17 protein-coding genes are annotated in these 18,458 nt (G+C 62.4%); 12 read left to right on the top strand and 5 right to left on the bottom strand.

Annotation, left to right across the window (positions count from 1 at the left end):
* Window positions 1–2: 2 nt before the first annotated feature.
* On the bottom strand, window positions 3–641 hold the full coding sequence (locus tag JHX88_RS07380; RefSeq protein WP_076528470.1) for a TetR/AcrR family transcriptional regulator: 639 nt from the start codon (window positions 639–641) through the stop codon (window positions 3–5).
* 221 nt (window positions 642–862) lie between these two features.
* Here JHX88_RS07380 and JHX88_RS07375 point away from each other — a divergent pair, with 221 nt between their 5' ends.
* The 12 genes from JHX88_RS07375 (at window position 863) to JHX88_RS07320 (ending at window position 13,990) form a co-directional block, all read left to right on the top strand.
* Window positions 863–1,636 carry an ABC transporter ATP-binding protein gene (locus JHX88_RS07375; protein ID WP_076528473.1) on the top strand — a complete coding sequence of 258 codons (774 nt, stop codon included), beginning with the start codon at window positions 863–865 and terminating at the stop codon, window positions 1,634–1,636.
* Between the two features lie 38 nt (window positions 1,637–1,674).
* Complete coding sequence (locus tag JHX88_RS07370) at window positions 1,675–2,454, top strand: transporter substrate-binding domain-containing protein (RefSeq protein ID WP_076528475.1); 780 nt, start codon at window positions 1,675–1,677, stop codon at window positions 2,452–2,454.
* Window positions 2,455–2,535: 81 nt separating this feature from the next.
* Window positions 2,536–3,246 (top strand): ABC transporter permease, encoded by a 711-nt coding sequence (locus JHX88_RS07365; RefSeq protein WP_076528477.1) that lies wholly within the window; start codon window positions 2,536–2,538, stop codon window positions 3,244–3,246.
* A 1-nt stretch (window position 3,247) separates the two neighbouring features.
* Window positions 3,248–4,057 carry an ABC transporter permease gene (locus JHX88_RS07360; protein ID WP_076528479.1) on the top strand — a complete coding sequence of 270 codons (810 nt, stop codon included), beginning with the start codon at window positions 3,248–3,250 and terminating at the stop codon, window positions 4,055–4,057.
* Window position 4,058: 1 nt separating this feature from the next.
* Window positions 4,059–5,225 (top strand): M20 aminoacylase family protein, encoded by a 1,167-nt coding sequence (locus JHX88_RS07355; RefSeq protein WP_141225935.1) that lies wholly within the window; start codon window positions 4,059–4,061, stop codon window positions 5,223–5,225.
* Window positions 5,226–5,256: 31 nt separating this feature from the next.
* A complete protein-coding gene (locus JHX88_RS07350) occupies window positions 5,257–6,048 on the top strand; it encodes a dimethylarginine dimethylaminohydrolase family protein (protein WP_076528521.1) in 792 nt (263 codons plus the stop codon).
* Between the two features lie 99 nt (window positions 6,049–6,147).
* Window positions 6,148–7,308, top strand: coding sequence for an acyl-CoA dehydrogenase family protein (locus JHX88_RS07345; RefSeq protein WP_076528483.1), 1,161 nt, complete (start codon window positions 6,148–6,150; stop codon window positions 7,306–7,308).
* 3 nt (window positions 7,309–7,311) lie between these two features.
* Window positions 7,312–9,363 (top strand): acetate--CoA ligase family protein, encoded by a 2,052-nt coding sequence (locus tag JHX88_RS07340; protein ID WP_076528485.1) that lies wholly within the window; start codon window positions 7,312–7,314, stop codon window positions 9,361–9,363.
* A complete protein-coding gene (locus JHX88_RS07335; RefSeq protein WP_076528487.1) occupies window positions 9,360–10,145 on the top strand; it encodes a carnitinyl-CoA dehydratase in 786 nt (261 codons plus the stop codon). Before JHX88_RS07340 ends, JHX88_RS07335 begins: the two co-directional genes overlap by 4 nt.
* A gap of 17 nt (window positions 10,146–10,162) precedes the next feature.
* Complete coding sequence (locus JHX88_RS07330) at window positions 10,163–11,086, top strand: beta-keto acid cleavage family enzyme (RefSeq protein WP_076528489.1); 924 nt, start codon at window positions 10,163–10,165, stop codon at window positions 11,084–11,086.
* Complete coding sequence (locus JHX88_RS07325) at window positions 11,083–12,504, top strand: carnitine 3-dehydrogenase (RefSeq protein WP_076528491.1); 1,422 nt, start codon at window positions 11,083–11,085, stop codon at window positions 12,502–12,504. The genes JHX88_RS07330 and JHX88_RS07325 overlap by 4 nt, the downstream gene beginning before the upstream one ends.
* Before the next feature lie 469 nt (window positions 12,505–12,973).
* On the top strand, window positions 12,974–13,990 hold the full coding sequence (locus JHX88_RS07320; RefSeq protein WP_084203310.1) for an invasion associated locus B family protein: 1,017 nt from the start codon (window positions 12,974–12,976) through the stop codon (window positions 13,988–13,990).
* 82 nt (window positions 13,991–14,072) lie between these two features.
* On the opposite strand, the gene JHX88_RS07315 is transcribed toward JHX88_RS07320, so the two are convergent.
* The 4 genes from JHX88_RS07315 to JHX88_RS07300 form a co-directional block, all read right to left on the bottom strand.
* On the bottom strand, window positions 14,073–15,281 hold the full coding sequence (locus JHX88_RS07315; RefSeq protein WP_076528523.1) for a beta-ketoacyl-[acyl-carrier-protein] synthase family protein: 1,209 nt from the start codon (window positions 15,279–15,281) through the stop codon (window positions 14,073–14,075).
* A gap of 77 nt (window positions 15,282–15,358) precedes the next feature.
* Window positions 15,359–15,625 (bottom strand): acyl carrier protein, encoded by a 267-nt coding sequence (locus JHX88_RS07310; RefSeq protein ID WP_076528493.1) that lies wholly within the window; start codon window positions 15,623–15,625, stop codon window positions 15,359–15,361.
* 12 nt (window positions 15,626–15,637) lie between these two features.
* Complete coding sequence (lpxD, locus tag JHX88_RS07305; RefSeq protein WP_076528495.1) at window positions 15,638–16,738, bottom strand: UDP-3-O-(3-hydroxymyristoyl)glucosamine N-acyltransferase; 1,101 nt, start codon at window positions 16,736–16,738, stop codon at window positions 15,638–15,640.
* A gap of 31 nt (window positions 16,739–16,769) precedes the next feature.
* Window positions 16,770–18,383, bottom strand: a complete 1,614-nt coding sequence (locus JHX88_RS07300) for a L,D-transpeptidase family protein (protein WP_084203311.1) — start codon at window positions 18,381–18,383, stop codon at window positions 16,770–16,772.
* Window positions 18,384–18,458 lie beyond the last annotated feature (75 nt).

Raw genomic sequence — 18,458 nt, 5'->3', positions numbered from 1 at the left:
GGTCATGTTCCAGTTTCAGCAGTATCGGGCAGCTTGATATCAAGCAGTGATTCAATGGCGCGAAGGCCAAGATCGATCAGCCGGTCTTCGTCGAAGTCATCCATCAGGCAGCCCTCCAGCCACAATCCGTCGATGATTGCATTGACGATGATTCCGAGACGTTCGAGTTCTTCCCCAGAGATCCGACGTCCATCGGCTAACAGGGTTTCGTCGATGATCTTTTCGGTGGCGCGACGAAAGGTGAGATAGCCATTCTTGTGTTCCTGCGCGAGTTGAGGCGACAGGCGGACATGGCTGATAAATGTCGCCCATACCGAAAGCAGGCGTGGGTCCGAGACCGTTCCGCCAAGGCAAGCCGTCACGAATTTCACCATCCGCTTATGCGGTGGCGTATCGGGCAAGGCGACAACCTCCAGCGCGGGACGGATCATCAATTCGATCGTATGGCGATAGGCCGCCATGATCAGGTTGCTCTTCGATTCGAAATGGTGACGGATCAGACCGTTGCTGATCCCGGCTCGGGCCGCCACCGCGCGAACCGTTGTCGCCTCGATCCCCAGATCCGCGATGCAGTCCAGCGTGGCCTCGATCATGTCGCTGCGGCGCTCGAAATCCGGTGCGCGCCTGAATGAACCTGACATAGCCTGCCCCCCTGCTGCGCCCCGATGCCATCGATACCTACTACTATGCACTTGCATAATAATTATTCAACTGTACAGTTTGTCGGAACGCAAAATAGAAACCACTGAACCATGCCGCAACCAGGGGGTGACGCAATCCTTGCATGACACCCCGTCGGTCAGGTGCCGCGACTAATGGCGCCGACCCCATCGGAACGGCTCAATCTGGAGGCGATTTGCACATGAGCGAAGGTGATCAGGCGATTTCGGTTATCGACCTGCACAAACGCTTTGGACAGCTGAAGGTGCTGAAAGGCGTTTCGCTCGACGCGCATGAGGGCGACGTGATCGCCATCATCGGCGGCAGCGGCTCTGGCAAGTCCACATTCCTGCGCTGCATCAACATGCTGGAACACCCCTGCTCGGGTTCGGTCGCCATCCACGGCGAAACCGTCACCATGAAAAGCGACGGGAATGGCGGTCAGGCTCCGGCCAGCCGCAAACAGGTCGAGAAACTGCGGGCACGCCTTGGCATGGTCTTCCAGAACTTCAATCTGTGGCAGCATAAGACCGTGCTTCAGAATGTCATCGAGGCCCCGATCCACGTGCTGGGCACCCCAAGGGACGAGGCCATCGCCACGGCAGAGACACTGTTGCGGCGCGTCGGCCTGTTCGAGAAGCGGGACATCTATCCGGCCTTCATGTCGGGCGGCCAGCAGCAGCGCGCCGCGATCGCACGCGCGCTCGCCATCCAGCCGCTGGTGATGCTTTTCGACGAGCCGACCTCGGCGCTGGATCCCGAACTGGTCAGGGAGGTGCTGTCGGTGATCGGCGATCTCGCCGAGGAGCAGCGCACCATGATCCTCGTAACGCATGAGATGGAATTCGCGCGCAATGTCGCCAGTCACGTGATCTTCCTCCATGACGGAGTCATCGAAGAACAGGGCCCGCCAGATGCCATATTCGGCGCCCCGAAATCCGAGCGGCTGAAGAAATTCATCAGCTCGGTCCATTGAACAACGACAAAGAAACGACAGCAAAGAAAGGGAGCAACATGACATCATTTTTGAAAACCGCCTGCATCGGGCTGGCAATCGGGTTCGCGGCAAGCGCCGCCCAGGCCGAGGAGATCAAGCTGGGCATCGCCGCGGAACCCTATCCGCCCTTCACCTATCCCGACGCATCCGGAAAATGGCAAGGCTGGGAGGTCGATTTCGCCAATGCAGTCTGCGAAGAGGCCGGGCTGGATTGCGTCATCACGCCCCTTTCATGGGACGGCATAATCCCCGCGCTGAAATCCGAGAAGATCGACATGATCGTCGGCTCGATGTCGATCACGCCCGAGCGGCTCGAAGAGATCGACTTCTCGGATAAATATTACAACACTCCGACCATCGTGATCGGCCTGAAAGAGCTCGATTTCGACGCAAGCCCCGAGGGCCTATCCGACAAGATCCTCGGCGTCCAGTCCTCGACCATCCACCAGGTCTATGCCAACAAGCATTTCGCTCCGGGCGGCACCTCGATCAAGGAATACCAGACCCAGGACGAGGCGAATAACGATCTCGCCTCCGGTCGCCTCGATGCCGTTCAGGCCGACGCCATCGCGCTGAAAGCCTTCCTCGAAACCGAGGCGGGACAAGCCTGCTGCGAGGAAAAGGGCCAGGTCGCCGATGATGTCGAGGTCCTTGGCCCCGGTGTCGGCATCGGCCTGCGCAAGGGAGATACGGAACTGAAGGAAAAGCTTAACGCCGCCATCGCGACGATCCGCGAAAACGGCACCTATGACGCTTTCTCCGAAAAGTATTTCGACTTCGATCCCTATGGTTCGTGACCAAGGCACCGGCGGTTGCGGCGAATGCCGCAGCCGTCACGACACATCCGGCAATAGAAACCATTCGGGGAGTGGAGCACCGTGATCGATTGGAGCCTGCTTGCGCTCAACCCGCCTGGCTGGGGCGGTGTGCTGCTTCGGGGTTTGCTGAGCACGATGCAAATCGCGGTCGGTGGCTACTTGCTCGGCCTTGTGATCGGGCTGTTCGGTGCAGTCGGCAAACTCAATGGCGGCCCATTGATGCGCGACCTGCTGGAGATCTATACAACTGTCGTCCGCGCCGTCCCCGAACTCGTCCTGATCCTGATCCTCTATTACGCAGGCACCGATTTCCTGAACAAGATGCTGGCGCTGTTTGATTACGACGCGGTCGATATCAGCGGCCTCGTCGCGGGTATATTCGTCATCGGAATCGTGCAGGGCGCCTATTCGACCGAGGTCATTCGCGGTGCGATCAAATCCATCCCGCCCGGCCAGATCGAGGCCGCCCGCGCCTATGCCATACCACCGGCCAAGATCCTGCGCAGGATCACCATCCCGGCCATGCTGCCATATGCCATTCCCGGCCTCTCCAATCTCTGGCTGATCGCGACGAAGGACACGGCGCTGCTGGCCGTGGTCGGCTTCAGCGAACTGACATTGGTGACGCGGCAGGCTGCGGGAACGACCAAAAGCTATATGCTCTTTTTCCTCGCGGCCGGTGCGCTCTACCTGGCGATCACGCTGATCTCGAGATTTCTCATCGGCATCCTTGAGCGCCGCTCGCGTCGCGGCCTTGCCGGGGTGAATTGACATGACGACAGCTCCCCTCCCCGCGAATGAAACCGCCCGCCGCGATCCCTGGCTGAAACCCCATCGCCTCGTGCTGATCCTGATTGCCGTGGCGCTGGTTGCCGCCGCCATCATCTTCGGCCGTTGGGACTGGCTGCCGCGCTACCTGCCGCGGCTTTGGTCTGGCCTGCTGGTCACATTGGCGATGCTGTTCGGCTCTGCCCTGCTCGGCTTTGTCCTTGCCGTGCCGCTCGGTCTGGTTCAGGTCACCGGCCCGTGGTGGCTGAAAGCCCCTGCCGCGGCATTCTGCACGATGATCCGGGGCACGCCCCTGCTGTTGCAACTATGGCTGCTCTATTACGGGCTCGGCTCACTGTTTCCGATGATTCCGGGCATCCGGGAGTTCTTCCTCTGGCCCTATCTGCGCGAGGCCTGGCCCTATGGGCTTGCCGCGCTGACCATCTCTTTCGCTGCCTATGAGGGAGAGATCATGCGCGGCGCCTTCGCGGGCGTGCCATCCGGCGAATTGCAGGCTGCCCGCGCCTTCGGCATGAGCCCGGCAAAGCTGCTCTGGCGCATCTGGCTGCCGCGCGCGCTGCACCGGGCCTTGCCGACACTGAATGGCGAAACGGTCCTGCAGCTCAAATCCACGCCGCTCATCGCCACGATCACGGTGGTCGATCTTTACGGCGTGATCTCACGCGTCCGCCAGGAAACCTATCTCACCTATGAGCCGCTTTTCCTGCTGGCGCTGATCTACATGCTGCTGACCGCCATCCTGGTCCTCGCCTTCCGCTATTTCGAGAACCGCATCCCGACCCGAGGAGTATGAATTGAACTCTCAGCCCCTGCATAACGACCTTGCCGAGCTTGTCGCCATTCGCCGCGACCTGCATGCGCATCCCGAGCTTGGCCTCGAAGAGGTCCGCACATCGGACCTGGTGGCAGGACAGTTGAGCGAGATGGGCTACAAGGTGGAGCGCGGCCTTGCCCGGACCGGGCTGGTGGCAACGCTGAGCCATGGCAGCAGCCGGAAATCTATCGGCATCAGGGCCGATATGGACGCGCTGCCCATCGCCGAGGAAACCGGCCTGCCCTATGCCAGCACGACGCCGGGCCTGATGCATGCCTGTGGCCATGACGGCCATACCGCGGTATTGCTGGGCGCGGCGCGGGCCATCGCCGAACGGCGCAATTTCGACGGCACGGTACACCTGATCTTTCAGCCGGCGGAAGAAAATTTCGGCGGCGCGAAACTGATGATGGACGAAGGGTTATTCGACCGATTCCCCTGCGACGCGGTCTTTGCCCTTCACAACGATCCGATGCGGCCATTTGGGCAATTCGCCTTCCGCGACGGCCCGATCATGGCCGCCATCGACGAGGTTACCATCAAGCTTCGCGGCTATGGTGGCCACGGCTCCGAGCCTGAACATGCCGCCGATCCGATTGTCGCCGGTTCCTCTATCGTGATGGCGCTGCAAACCGTGGTCTCGCGCAATATCGCTGCGCTCGACGCGGCCGTGGTGAGTGTCGGGGCCTTCCATGGCGGAACGGTCAGCAACATCATCCCATCCGATGCCGAGATGATCGTGGGCGTCCGCACATTCGATCCGCTGGTCCGTGACGAGATCGAGGCTCGCATCAAGCGTATCGCCGCGCATCAGGCCGAAAGCTACGGGCTGACCGCCGACGTGGACTACCAGCGCAGCTACGATTCGACCGTGAACCACAAGGCGGAAACCGATCTCGCACGCGAAGTTGCCATACGCGTTGCCGGGGCGGAACAGGTGCTCGACATGGAACGTCCGATGATGGGTAGCGAGGATTTCGGCTACATGCTGGCCGAACGTCCGGGCAGCTATTTCTTCCTCGGCGGCGCTCGCGGCTCCGATGACTATCCGTTGCATCATGCGCGCTACAATTTCAACGACGACCTGCTGCCGATCGGAACGGCATTCTGGACCGATCTGGTCGAAACGTACCTTCGCCCGCTTTGATTCTCTCCCATTCATGAACAACGAGGCCCTCATGACAACCGTCCCCGTCCATTCATTCAACTCTGCCATCGTTCGGGTTCCGGGCAGCTCTGTTGTAAAGGGACTGCGCGCCGATGATCGCGGTGACCCCTCCTTCGAGGGGATCAGGGCCGAACACGAGGCCTATATCGCCGCCCTGCGCGCCGCCGGAGTCGAGGTCACCGTGCTGCCCGCGCTGGAAGGCTTTCCGGACTCGATCTTCGTCGAGGATCCCGCGCTGGTCTTTTCCGAAGGCGCGATCATCCTGCGTCCCGGCGCCGAAACCCGGGCCGGAGAATCCTCGGAAATCGCTCCGACCCTGCGCGAGATGTTCCCGACGGTGGTCGAGTTGCCTTCACCCGGCCACGCGGATGGCGGCGATGTGCTGAACACAAGCGGCAAGGTGATGATCGGCCTTTCGGCGCGGACCGACCGCGAAGGGGCGGAAGGGTTGATGGCCTGCCTCGAAAATCTCGAGCGCAAGGGACAGATCGTCCAGACGCCCAAGAATGTGCTGCATTTCAAGACTGATTGCTCTTTGCTGGACGACGAGACCGCGCTGGTGACGCATCGCCTGGCCGGCTCCGGGATCTTCGACGGGTTCCGCGAGGTCGTCGTGCCCCATGGCGAGGAAGCAGCAGCCAATGCCCTGCGCGTCAATGACGTGGTGCTGTTGGGAAGCGATTTTCCACGAACCGCCGAGATGCTTGACGGGTTGGGCTACAAAGTCGTCACGTTGAAAACTACGGAAATCGGAAAGATCGACGCGGGACTTTCCTGCATGTCCCTGCGCTGGCGGCGGTAACTCGCCCGGCTGTCTTGCAGCCCGGGCGTCCCTTGCGGCACGGCTTTTCACTATCGCGCTGCAAACACAGGCTAAAAAACCAGACAAGAGGCAATACAGATGCGATTTGGCTTGGATGAGCAGCAGGAGATGATCGTTTCCACCGTCCGTAGCTTCGTGGAGAACGAGATCTACCCCCATGAAGCATTGGTCGAGAAGACCGGCGAGGTTCCCACAGAGATCGCGCAGGAGATCAAGCGGAAGGTCATCGATCTCGGCTTCTATGCCTCGAACTTTCCCGAAAGCGTGGGCGGGCCGGGCCTGTCGCATCTCGAATTCGCGCTAGTGGAGCGGGAGTTAGGGCGCGGCTCGATGGCGCTGACGCATTTCTTCGGCCGTCCGCAGAACATCCTCATGGCCTGCAAGGGCGATCAGGTCGAACGCTACCTGATGCCCGCCGTCCGGGGCGAAAGGATGGACGCGCTGGCGATGACCGAGCCCGATGCCGGTTCGGATGTTCGGGGGATGAAATGCACCGCCACCCGCGATGGTGGCGATTGGGTCCTGAACGGATCGAAGCATTTCATTTCCGGCGCGGATCACGCGGATTTCTTCATCGTCTTCGTTGCAACCGGGGTCGATGAGACGCCCCGAGGTCCGAAAAAGCGGATCACCTGTTTTCTCGTCGATCGGGACACGCCGGGTTTCGAGGTCGCCAAGGGATACAACTCGGTCTCTCATCGCGGCTACAAGAACTGCATTCTCTATTTCGACAATTGCCGCTTGTCCGACGCCCAGGTTCTTGGCGAAGTGGATACCGGTTTCGACGTAATGAACGAGTGGCTCTATGCGACGCGGATCACCGTGGCGACCATGTCCGTGGGGCGCGCGCGCCGGGTTTTCGACCACGCCCTACATTTCGCGGCGGAGCGCGAGCAATTCGGCCAGCCGATTGCCAAGTTCCAAGGGATCAGCTTCCAGGTCGCCGACATGATCACCGAGATCGACGCGGCCGATTATCTGACCCTGGCGGCTGCATGGCGGCTGGATCAGGGTCTGCCCGCCAATCGTGAAATCGCCTCGGCCAAGCTTTACGCCTCCGAGATGCTGGCGCGGGTGACCGATGCCACATTGCAAATTCATGGCGGCATGGGGCTGATGGATGAATTGCCCATCGAACGGTTCTGGCGCGATGCCCGCGTCGAGCGGATCTGGGACGGAACATCCGAGATCCAGCGCCATATCATCAGCCGCGAACTCTTCCGGCCATTGGGGGCCTGATCCATGGCGGATCTGAACCGTCTCCTGTCGCCGCGCGCGGTCACGGTCATCGGCGGCGGGACATGGTGCGAGAATGTCATCCGGGAATGCCGCGGGCTCGGCTTTTCGGGCCCGATCTGGCCCATACATCCCACACGGGACGAGGTCGGCGGGCTGCCCGCCTATCCCGGCATTGATCGATTGCCCGGAACACCGGATGCCGCCTTTATCGGCGTCAACCGCGCCCTGACGGTGGAGATCGTGGGGCAATTGTCCGATCTCGGTTGTGGCGGGGCGGTCTGCTTTGCCGCCGGTTTCCGGGAAGCGGCGGCAGAGCTTGCCGATGGCGAAAGCCTGCAAGGGCAGCTTGTCGCCGCCGCCGCCGCAGGAATGCCGATCCTGGGGCCGAATTGCTATGGTTTCGTCAATGCGCTCGATGGGGTGGCGCTCTGGCCGGACATGCATGGGCTGCGGCTAGTCGAGCGAGGGGTGGCCGTGATCGGCCAGTCCTCCAACGTGCTCATCAACCTGACCATGCAGCGCCGCGGCCTGCCGCTGGCAGCGGTGATCGCTGCTGGTAACCAGGCACAGGTCTCGATGGCCGATGCCGGAATCGCCCTACTGGAAGATTCGCGGATCACCGCGCTCGGCCTGCATATCGAGGGGATCACCGATTTGCCGTCCTTCGAGGCGCTGGCCCGCCGGGCCCGGGAGCTCGACAAGCCGATCGTCGCCCTCAGGGTCGGCGCCTCGCAACAGGCGCAAGAGGCAGCGGTTTCGCATACCGCCTCTCTCACCGGCAGCGATGCCGGGGCGCGCGCGCTTCTGACGCGGCTTTCCATCGCGCAGGTGAACAGCGCGTCGGAACTGATCGAAACCTTGAAAATCCTCCATGTCACCGGTGGCCTTTCGTCGCCGCGCATCGCCTCGGCCTCCTGCTCGGGCGGCGAGGCCGCCTTGATGGCCGATCTCGGCCAGGCGGCGGGGGTGGAATTCCCGGTGCTGGACGAGCATCAGGAATCCAATTTACGCAAGGTTCTCGGGTCACGGGTCGCTCTGGCCAATCCGCTTGATTACAACACCTATATCTGGGGCGATGAGGCGGCGCTGACGGCCTGTTTCACCGCGCTCTGCCAAGGCGACATCGCGCTCGGCTGCGTGGTGATCGACTTCCCGCGCAATGACCGTTTCAAGGCCCCCGATTGGGACAAGGTTGTCCGCGCCGTGGCCGCGACGCGGATCGCGACGGGAAAACCGATGGCGCTGCTGTCGCTCTTGCCCGAAGGCATCCCCGAAAATGTGGCCAAGCAAGCCATCGCCCGAGGGCTGTTACCCCTGTGCGGCATGGGAGAGGCCATGGCCGCCATCCGTGCCGCCGCGACAACCACGCGACACGAGGATACTCCCCCGCCTCCGCTGCTGGTACCCCGCGACGGCAGCCCTGCCCGGATCCGCGTTTACAGCGAGGCCGAGGCGAAGTCCCTGCTGGCCCAGGCTGGCCTGCACATCCCCGGATCGGGTCGGGCCCATTCGCCCGAAAAAGCCGCAACCGAAGCCGAGCGGATCGGTTTTCCGGTGGTTCTGAAAGGCGAGGGCATCGCCCACAAGACCGAGATGGGGGCCGTCGTGCTGAACCTCGGGTCCGCCGATGCGGTGCGACAGGCCGCCGAGGGAATGCCCGCCACCAGTTTCCTCGTGGAGCAAATGATCTCGGGCGGCATCGCCGAGCTTCTGATCGGCGTCACCCGCGATCCGGCGCATGGTTTCGTCCTGACCATCGGCCTTGGCGGCATTCTGACGGAACTGCTCGCCGATACCGTCTCGCTGCTCTTGCCCGTGAGTGAACAGGATATCCGGGCCGCTCTTGGCCGGTTGCGCAGCGGTGCCCTGCTGACCGGCTATCGTAACCGGGCGGCGGCAGACCTGGATGCGGTGATCGCGGCCATCATGTCCGTGCAGGATCTGGTCCGTCGGAACGCGGATATCCTGTATGAAATAGAAATCAATCCGCTGATATGTCTGCCCGAAGGGGCCGTCGCCGCGGATGCCCTGATCCGAATGGGAGAGGTAGAATGACCAGCTCAAACCTGAAAGAGGAACGCCGTGGCGGGGTCCTGGAGGTCACCCTGAACCGGCCGAAGGCCAACGCCATCGACGCCGCGACCAGCCGAGAGATGGGAGAGATCTTCACCCGGTTCCGCGATGATCCGGAATTGCGGGTCGCGATCATCACCGGTGCCGGGGAGAAATTCTTCTGCCCCGGTTGGGACCTGAAGGCAGCCAGCGCAGGCGAAAATCCCGACGCGGATTACGGCAAGGGCGGTTTTGGCGGGCTTCAGGAACTGCGCGGCCTCAACAAGCCGGTCATCGCGGCCGTCAACGGCATCTGCTGTGGCGGTGGGCTTGAACTCGCGATCAGTGCCGACATCATCCTTGCCGCCGATCACGCCAGTTTCGCCCTGCCGGAAATCCGCTCGGGCACCGTGGCCGATGCGGCGTCGATCAAGCTGCCCAAGCGCATCCCCTATCACATCGCGATGGAGATGCTTCTGACCGGACGCTGGCTGGATGCCGAGGAAGCCGCGCGTTGGGGGCTGATCAACCGGATCGTGCCGCGTGGGCAGCTGATGGATCAGGCCCGCGCCATGGCGGATGAACTGGCCGCTGGCCCGCCCCTGGTCTTCGCCGCGCTGAAGGAAATCGTGCGCGAGGCCGAGGACATGAAGTTTCAGGATGTGCTGAACCGTATCAATGGCAGCCAGTTCGAGACGGTCGAGCGGCTCTACCGCTCCGAGGATCAGAAAGAGGGCGCCCGCGCCTTCGCAGAGAAACGCGACCCGGTCTGGAAGGGCCGATAACAGAAAAAGGAGCCATCATGCCCCTGCAGATGAACCGGAATGTCTTTCTCACCGCGGCCATCACCGGTGCCGGTGCAACCCAGGACAAAAGCGCCCATGTCCCGCGTTCGCCCAAGGATATCGCCGACAGCGCCATTGCCGCCGCTCGGGCGGGCGCGGCAATCGTGCATTGCCATGTCCGCGATCCCGATACCGGCGCGCCGTCGCGCAAGCCCGAATATTACCGCGAACTGACGGACCGGATCCGCTCGGCAGATGTCGATGTGGTGCTGAACCTGACCGCCGGGATCGGCGGCGACATGACATTCGGCGATCCGGAAACCCCGCTGCGGCTGGACGAGGCGAATACCGACATGGCCGGTGCGAGCGAGCGGATGATCCATATCCGCGAATGCCTGCCCGAGATCTGCACGCTGGATTGCGGTTCGATGAATTTCGGCGATGGCGAATATGTCATGACCAACACGACGGGAATGCTGCGCGCCACCGGCCGGATGATGACCGAGCTGGGCGTGAAACCCGAGATCGAGGCATTCGATACCGGTCATCTCTGGTTCGCCCGGCAGCTCGTCGAGGAAGGCGTGCTCGATTCTCCCGCGCTGGTCCAGCTTTGCATGGGTATCCCGTGGGGCGCGCCGAATGACCTGAATACCTTCATGGCGATGGTGAACAACATACCGCAGGGCTGGCACTGGTCGGGTTTCAGCCTCGGCCGTGACCAGATGCCATATGTGGCCGCCACCGCCCTCGCCGGAGGAAATGTCCGCGTCGGGCTGGAGGACAACCTCTACCTGGAGCGCGGGGTTCTCGCGACCAATGCGCAACTGGTCGAGAAAGCCGTCGCGCTGCTGGATAAACTGGGAGCGAAGGTGATGGGACCGGCGGAAACCCGCGAGTTGCTGGGGCTGACGAAGCAGGCTCCGGGAAGCCGCGACGCATGAGCCGCGCGGCCATCATCGGCGGCGGTGTGGTGGGCGGCGGATGGGCCGCCCGGTTTCTGCTGAACGGTTGGGACGTCGCGCTGTTCGACCCTAACCCCGAAACCCGGCGCCGGATCGGCGAGGTGCTGGACAATGCCCGCCGCGCCCTGCCCGCCATCTATGATCGCGCAATGCCCGCCGAAGGGCGGCTGGAGTTCTGCGACAGCATCGCCGAGGCGGTGTCCGCCGCGCAATGGGTGCAGGAAAGCGTGTCTGAACGCCTGTCCCTGAAACACGCGGTCTATGCGGAAATCGCGGAATCCCTCGATGAGGGATGCTTCATCGGCTCCTCGACATCGGGTTTCAAGGCCAGCGAGTTGTCGGCCTGTGGCGTGCCGGTGGCGGTGGTGCATCCGTTTAACCCGGTCTACCTGCTGCCATTGGTCGAGATCTCGGGCGAAGCCGCCCTTTGCAGGCAGGCGGCAGGGGTCGTGACCGGGCTTGGCATGTTTCCCCTGATCCTGCGCAAGGAAATCGACGCCTTCATCGCGAACCGCTTTCAGGAGGCGGTCTGGCGAGAGGCCTTGTGGATGCTGAAGGACGGCATCGCGACCACCGGGGAAATCGATGACGCGATCCGCATGGGCATCGGCCTTCGCTGGGCGCAGATGGGCCTGTTCGAGACCTATCGCATCGCCGGGGGCGAGGCCGGGATGGCTCATTACCTCTCGCAGTTCGGCCCAACACTGAACTGGCCATGGAGCAGGCTCACGGATGTGCCGGAACTGGACGACGACCTGATCTCTACCATCAGCACCCAATCCGACGAGCAATCCGGCGCCCTGCCGGTCCGCGAACTCGAACGGCTGCGCGATGACAATCTCGTCGGCATCCTCCGCAGCCTGCGTCAAAGGGGCAGCGGCGCGGGGCGGGTGATCCTCGATCATGAAGCGGCGCTTGCCGCAGGCGGCGAGATCGATGGCCTGCCCGTCACCGCACGGCGGGCCGTTCCCGTGACTTGGACCGACTATAACGGCCACATGAACGAAGCCGCCTATCTGGAGCTTGGCACGGGGGCGACGGACGGGTTGATGAAACTCGTCGGGGCGGACGAGGCCTATATCGCCTCGGGCAAAAGCTTTTTCACGGTGGACAGCCGCATCCGTTATCTGGACGAGGTGCATCGCGACGAGATCCTGACCGTCACCACGCAGGTGATCTCTGCTATCGGGAAAAAGATGCATCTTTTTCACCGGATGCTGAAAACCGATGGAAGCCTGGCGGCCACCATCGAAACCCTGCTTCTGCATACCGACCTGAGCACGCGCCGCAGTTGCCCGCCGGATCCCGTCGTGGCCGAAGCACTGGCAGGATTGGCAAAGGCTCATACGTCGCGATCTGTTGAAGGTTGCGGCGGCGCGGTCGGAGACCGAGGCTGATCCTGCTTGCCCTCTGGGGAACTGCAGTGAAGGCCGCCGGATGTCCGCTTCGCGGCTTCGGGTAAAAACCGTTGTCGCGAACTTCTCGAACCTGTGGACAGGCCGAACTGTGACCGGCCGCACAGAACCACCTTATCTGGGAAAATCACGCCTGAAATTAAATGAGGCCATGACATAGGTCATGGCCCCGCGCGTATATAACGCTGTCTCCCTGCCGGACTGGCCGGTCATCATTGCGTGCACGCTAGTCGCGCGTCTGTGATACGTCAACAGTCTTAGCGATCACTTTTCCACATAATGGGCCGGTCGGCACTCTCACGGGACCACTCTACCCCCGGGAGATGCGGAATCATGCCTTCGCATGTCGAAAGTCAAGGCAAGGTGAAGCCCTGTGTATTGTTCCGCACTGACAAGCCTTCAAAGACGTGCTAGGCGATTGCAAAGCATCGAGCAAAGGGAAGAAACGACGATGTCCATTAAACCTTCGCATACGCTTCTGGCAGCTTTGGCCGTCATCGCGGCCCCCGCCTTCGCGCAGGACGCGGAAACGCCCGAAACAGACGCACCCGCCAGCGACGGCACCGTCCAACTGCCCGCAGAGGCGGAAGGAGCTGCCGCCCAGGCCGAAGAGCTGGCAAATGAAGCCGAAGACGCGGCGGCAGAGGCCGAAGCGGCCATCGACGACGCCGCAAAAGCGGTAACAGGCGCCGAGGAAGCTCCGGCCGAAGAGAGCGCCGAAACCGAAGCCAGCGAATCGACCGAGGGTGAAGCGGCACCCGATGCCGCCGAGGCGGCCGACGACGCGGCGACCACGGAAGATGCTGCAACCGCAGACGAAGCCACGGACGAGGCTGCGCCCGCAGACACAACAGAGGCTGCCGAGACCGAGGAAGCCGCCCCGACTGCCGAAGAGACCGCACCCACAGAGGGCGCACCTGCAGGGGAAGAGGCCGCTGCGGAAGAATCGGGCGAACCGGAAACCGGCTCCTATTATGCAAAGTCCACACATCAGGACTGGACCATCCGCTGCATCAGGGCCGAAGAGGGAACCGATCCCTGCGAGCTGTATCAACTCCTGAAAGACAGCGAAGGCAACTCGGTCGCCGAAATGACCCTGATCCCGCTGAGCAACGGTGATGTGGCAGCCGGCGCCACCATGGTGGCGCCGCTGGAAACCGACCTGACCAGGGGCCTGAGCCTTTCGATCGACAACGGTGAAATGCGCGGTTATCCGTTCAGCTTCTGCGCCCCGGTCGGCTGCGTGTCCCGCATGGGCTTCACCGATGGCGAAGTGAACGAGTTGAAGCGCGGTGCCAAGGCCACCATCTCGCTCTTGCCTTTCGGCGCAGATCCCGAGAACCCGGTCAATCTGGACCTGTCGCTTGCTGGCTTCACCGCCGCATTCGACGAGATGTCCACCTTGGCCGCAGAGGCTCAAGCGGCTGCCAGGGCCCAGGCAGAAGCCGACGAAGCGCCTGCAGAATAATCGCTGTTTCGACAGCCGGAAAAAATGGAAAACCGCGCCATTCCCTGGCGCGGTTTTTTCTTGTCCGGCATATCCGGTGTTTTCAGACGCGTTGCAGGGCGATCACCGCGTTCAGCCCGCCAAAGGCAAAGGCATTGGACAATGCCGCATCGATCTGCGCCTCGCGCGCCTCGTTCGGGACCACATCCAATGCACATTCCGGATCGGGCTCCTGGTAACCGATGGTCGGCGCAATGACTCCGTCGCGCAGCGCCATGATACAGGCCAACAGCTCTACCGCGCCGGTCCCTCCGATCAGGTGACCATGCATCGACTTGGTCGAAGACATCATCAGCCGGTCGGCATGATGGCCGAAGGCATGGGCGACAGCGGCGCATTCGGTCTTGTCATTCGCAGCCGTGCCAGTGCCATGGGCATTGATATAACCGATCTGCTCGGCATTCAGTCCGGCATCCTGCAAGGCCCCACGGATCGCGCGCTCTGCCCCCTGGGCCGAGGGCATGACGATATCCTGCGCATCCGAGGACATCGCGAAGCCAACCACCTCGGCCAGGATTTCCGCACCGCGAGAGCGTGCAGCCTCGTAATCCTCGAACACGAACACCCCGGCCCCCTCGCCCTGCACCATGCCGTTGCGGTTGGCGCTGAACGGGCGGCAGGCGTCCTTGGACATGACCCTCAGCCCCTCCCATGCCTTGACCCCGCCAAAGCACAGCATCGCCTCGGACCCGCCGGTCAGCATCACCTGCGCGGCACCCGAACGGATCATCTGGAAGGCCAGCCCCATGGCGTGATTCGAACTGGCGCAGGCTGTGGCGACGGTGAATGAGGGTCCCCGCAGTCCGAATTCCATCGAGACATGGCTGGCGGCAGCATTGTTCATCAGCTTGGGAACAACGAAGGGATGAACGCGGTTCTTGCCCTCTTCATAGACGGCCCGGTAATTGTCGTCCCAGGTATTCAACCCGCCCCCGGCAGTCCCCAGAACCACGCCCGCGCGCAGCCCCAGCTTGCCCTGGAAATTCAGCCCCGCCTGCGCGACCGCCTGTTTGGCCGACAGGAGCGTGAACTGGGTGAATTTATCATAGAGCAGGATTTGCTGGCGGTTGAAATAGCTCTCGGGCTGCCAGTCATGGATCTGCGCGCCGATCTGGATCGACAGCCGGTCCACATCGCGGAAGTCCAGCTGGGTGATCCCGCAGCGCCCCTCGCGGAAGGCGCCGAGCGTAGATGCGACATCATGGCCAAGCGCATTTATCGTGCCGGCCCCGGTGATGACCACCCGGCGCAGGCCATCTCGCGTCAATGGATCGAAGGGTGCTGAGGATTTCGGGGTCTCGGCCTTCTTCTTGCCGGTCCTTTTCGCACTCATGCAGCCTTTTCCGCCACCAGCCGCTCGACCGCGGCGATGATCGTGCCCATGTTCGAGATGTCGAAATCCGATTTCTCGGGTTCATTGGCGTTGAAGGGAATCGTGATGTCGAATTCCTCTTCCAGCGCGAAAATCGATTCGACCAGGCCCAGGCTGTCGATGCCCAGTTCCTCCGGTGTCGCCTCGTCGCTCACCTGGTCGGGTTCGAGCATCGCCTGCTCGGCAATGATGTTCTTGATTCGGGATTTTACGGTGTCAGTCATACGGCCTCCTGTTCATCCCTTTTCCAACAGGCGTGTAACGGTTTCTTGAAGCTTTGCAACTTGGCCTGCAAGTCGCGGTAAACGACGGGTCGCCTTCTGGATTTCCATCTGGGTTTCCATCTTCACCGCCGGATGACCAAGTATCACCCTGCCCGCAGGCACGCGGGTGAATATCTTGCTCGCCCCGCCCGCGATCACGTCATCGCCGATCTCGATATTGTCCGAGACCCCCACCTGCCCCGCCAACACCACCCGGTCGCCGATCTTCGAGGATCCGGCCACACCGACCAGGCCGCAAAGCAGGCAATCCTCTCCGACGGTGACATTGTGGCCGATCTGGACCAGGCTGTCGATCTTGGTGCCCGAACCGATGCGGGTGGCGCGAATGGTGCCGCGATCTATCGTGGCATTCGCACCGATCTCGACATCGTCACCGATCTCGACCCCGCCCAATGAATGAATACGGGTCCAGTGCTGCTGCTTGATCCCGTCCCGCGCACCAAGCGTGCGGCGGATTTCCTCGATCCCGGATTCCTCGGGCGTCACGAAGGAAAACCCGTCGCCCCCCACGGAAGCCCCGGGCTGGACGATCAGCCGGTCTCCAGCCGTCACGCCGTGGGCGATCCTCGCGCCGGGATGGATCAGCGCATCGCGGCCAAGAAGGGTTCCTCGCCCGATAGAGACATGCGCCCCGATCCGCGCGCCCGGCCCGATGCGCACATCGCCACCGATCACCACGAATGGGCCGATTGCCGCCCCCTCGCCGATCTCGGCGCTGTCCTCGATCACGGCGGTGGGATGAATGCCGGGCGCGATGTCGGGACCGGGATCGAAAGCGCGGGTCAGCCCGGCCATGACGAGACGCGGGCGCGGCGCAAAGATCGCCGCCTTCAGCCCGTAATCCTGCGGGTCCATCCCCTCGGCAAGGATTGCCATGCAGCCCGGTTGCAGGGTTTCGGCATATTTCGGCGCCATCGCCAAAGCGATCACCCCGCCATCCGCCCCGACAGGACTCGTGCCGGACGGTTCGGCCGCGCCGGTCACGGGCAAGGACAGATCGCCCCAAGCCTGCGCATCCAATGCGCGCGCAAGTTCGCCAATGGTTACAGACATGTTGCACCCTTTCGGGAGCGATTTAATCCCTTTACGCGCCCAAATCCAGAGCAGCCTTTTCCATCCGCGCCCAGATCGCGGCGTCACGCCCATATATATCGTTGAAATAGCGGATTTGTCCCGTCTCGTCCGGAAAGGCGGTAAAATAGACCAGGTGCACCGGCACGTTCGGCTTGAGATGCAGCCATGTCTCGCGCCCGCTATCCAGCGCACGGTGGAATACCGCTCGCGGATCACTGCTCTGCGACGACAATAGCTGATAGGCCAGATCGAAAGGATCGCCGATCCGGACGCAGCCATGCGAATAGGCGCGTTGCTGCTTGGCAAAGAGATATTTCGTCGGAGTGTCGTGCAGATAGATGTTCCAGCGGTTGGGGAAAATGAACTTCACCAACCCCAAGGCATTGTCACCACTCGGTTTTTGCCGCATCCGATAGGGGAAACTGGATTCCGTGTAGCGGGCGAAATCGATATTGTCGCGCGGTACGACATTGCCATTGCCGTCTATGACATCGAGATGCGAAACCGCATGTCGGTTCGCCTTCAGCTTGGGCAGATATTCCTTGACGGTGATCGAGCGCGGCACGTTCCAGCGCGGATTGACCACCACATATTCCATCTGATCCGAGAATTCCGGCGTCTGCATATCCGACGCGGTCTTGCCGACGACGGCGCGGGTGCGGAAGACCTCCTCGTCATTCTCCATGATCCGCGCGGTGAATTCGGGGATGTTGACCCAGACCAGCCGATCTTCCAGATCCTCGCCGCCCATCCAGCGCATCCGCTCCAGCGCGACGAGGACAGCGCGGCTTCGCGCATCCGCACCGTCCGAGTTCAGCCGCCGGATCGTGTTCGGCCCGGCCACGCCATCGGGCCTCAGCCCAACCGCCTCCTGATAGCGGGACACGGCTTGCGACAGCGCCTCGTCATAAAGCCGGGGCTGCGTGGCGGCGGCATCGAAGCCGATGCTTGCCAGGCGCCGGCGCAGCGGCAAGACCCCCTCGCCCTGCATTCCCACGCGCCAGACCGCCTCGGGCGCCTTGGGCAAATCCGCGGAAGGAGTCAGGGAAGTTCTTTCCCGCAAGACCGCCTGCAACGCCTTGTAGGCCCTGTTCTGCGGCGCCAATCCCGCCAGGAACCCCGCGGGATCGTCATGCGCCGCAAACTCGTTCATCAGCTTCGCGATCGAAGGACGGGTCACTTCGCGGTGAATGCCCGGCACCTCGGCGGGATCGATCATGCCGCCGGTCAGATCACGGATCAGCCGCGCAAGGATACGGGCATGCAGCATCTCGGCCGCGAAATCCTGACCAGCCCCGGCAAGCGCCTGCGGGCGGTAACGTGACGCGGGAATGCCATGCGCGGGCATCGCCGAGATCGTATCGCGCAGGGCCTTGCGAAGAGTTTCGCCTTCCGGCCCCGTGAAAATCGGCTTCAACTCGTTCGCGCCATAGAAGGCCGCCAATGAGGGATGGCTTGCCACCGCCTCGGCCAATGCCATCTCGTCGGGCGAAAAATGCAGGCGTGGCGCCATCGCCACAGTCGCTGCCCCACCCTGAAGCGCGGGAGACTGCGCAGCCACGCCCTGCGCGCAGCCAAAGACCATGACCGAAACCGCGAGGGCCTTGAACTCAAAACGCCGCATCGAAACCTCATCAATTATGTACTATTTTTGCCATCGCCCCTGCCCATGGTCCATTGGTTGTCATGCGGTGCCAGC

This window comes from Paracoccus saliphilus (assembly GCF_028553805.1).
Lineage (GTDB): Bacteria > Pseudomonadota > Alphaproteobacteria > Rhodobacterales > Rhodobacteraceae > Paracoccus > Paracoccus saliphilus.
This window is presented reverse-complemented; position numbering and strand designations above follow the sequence as displayed.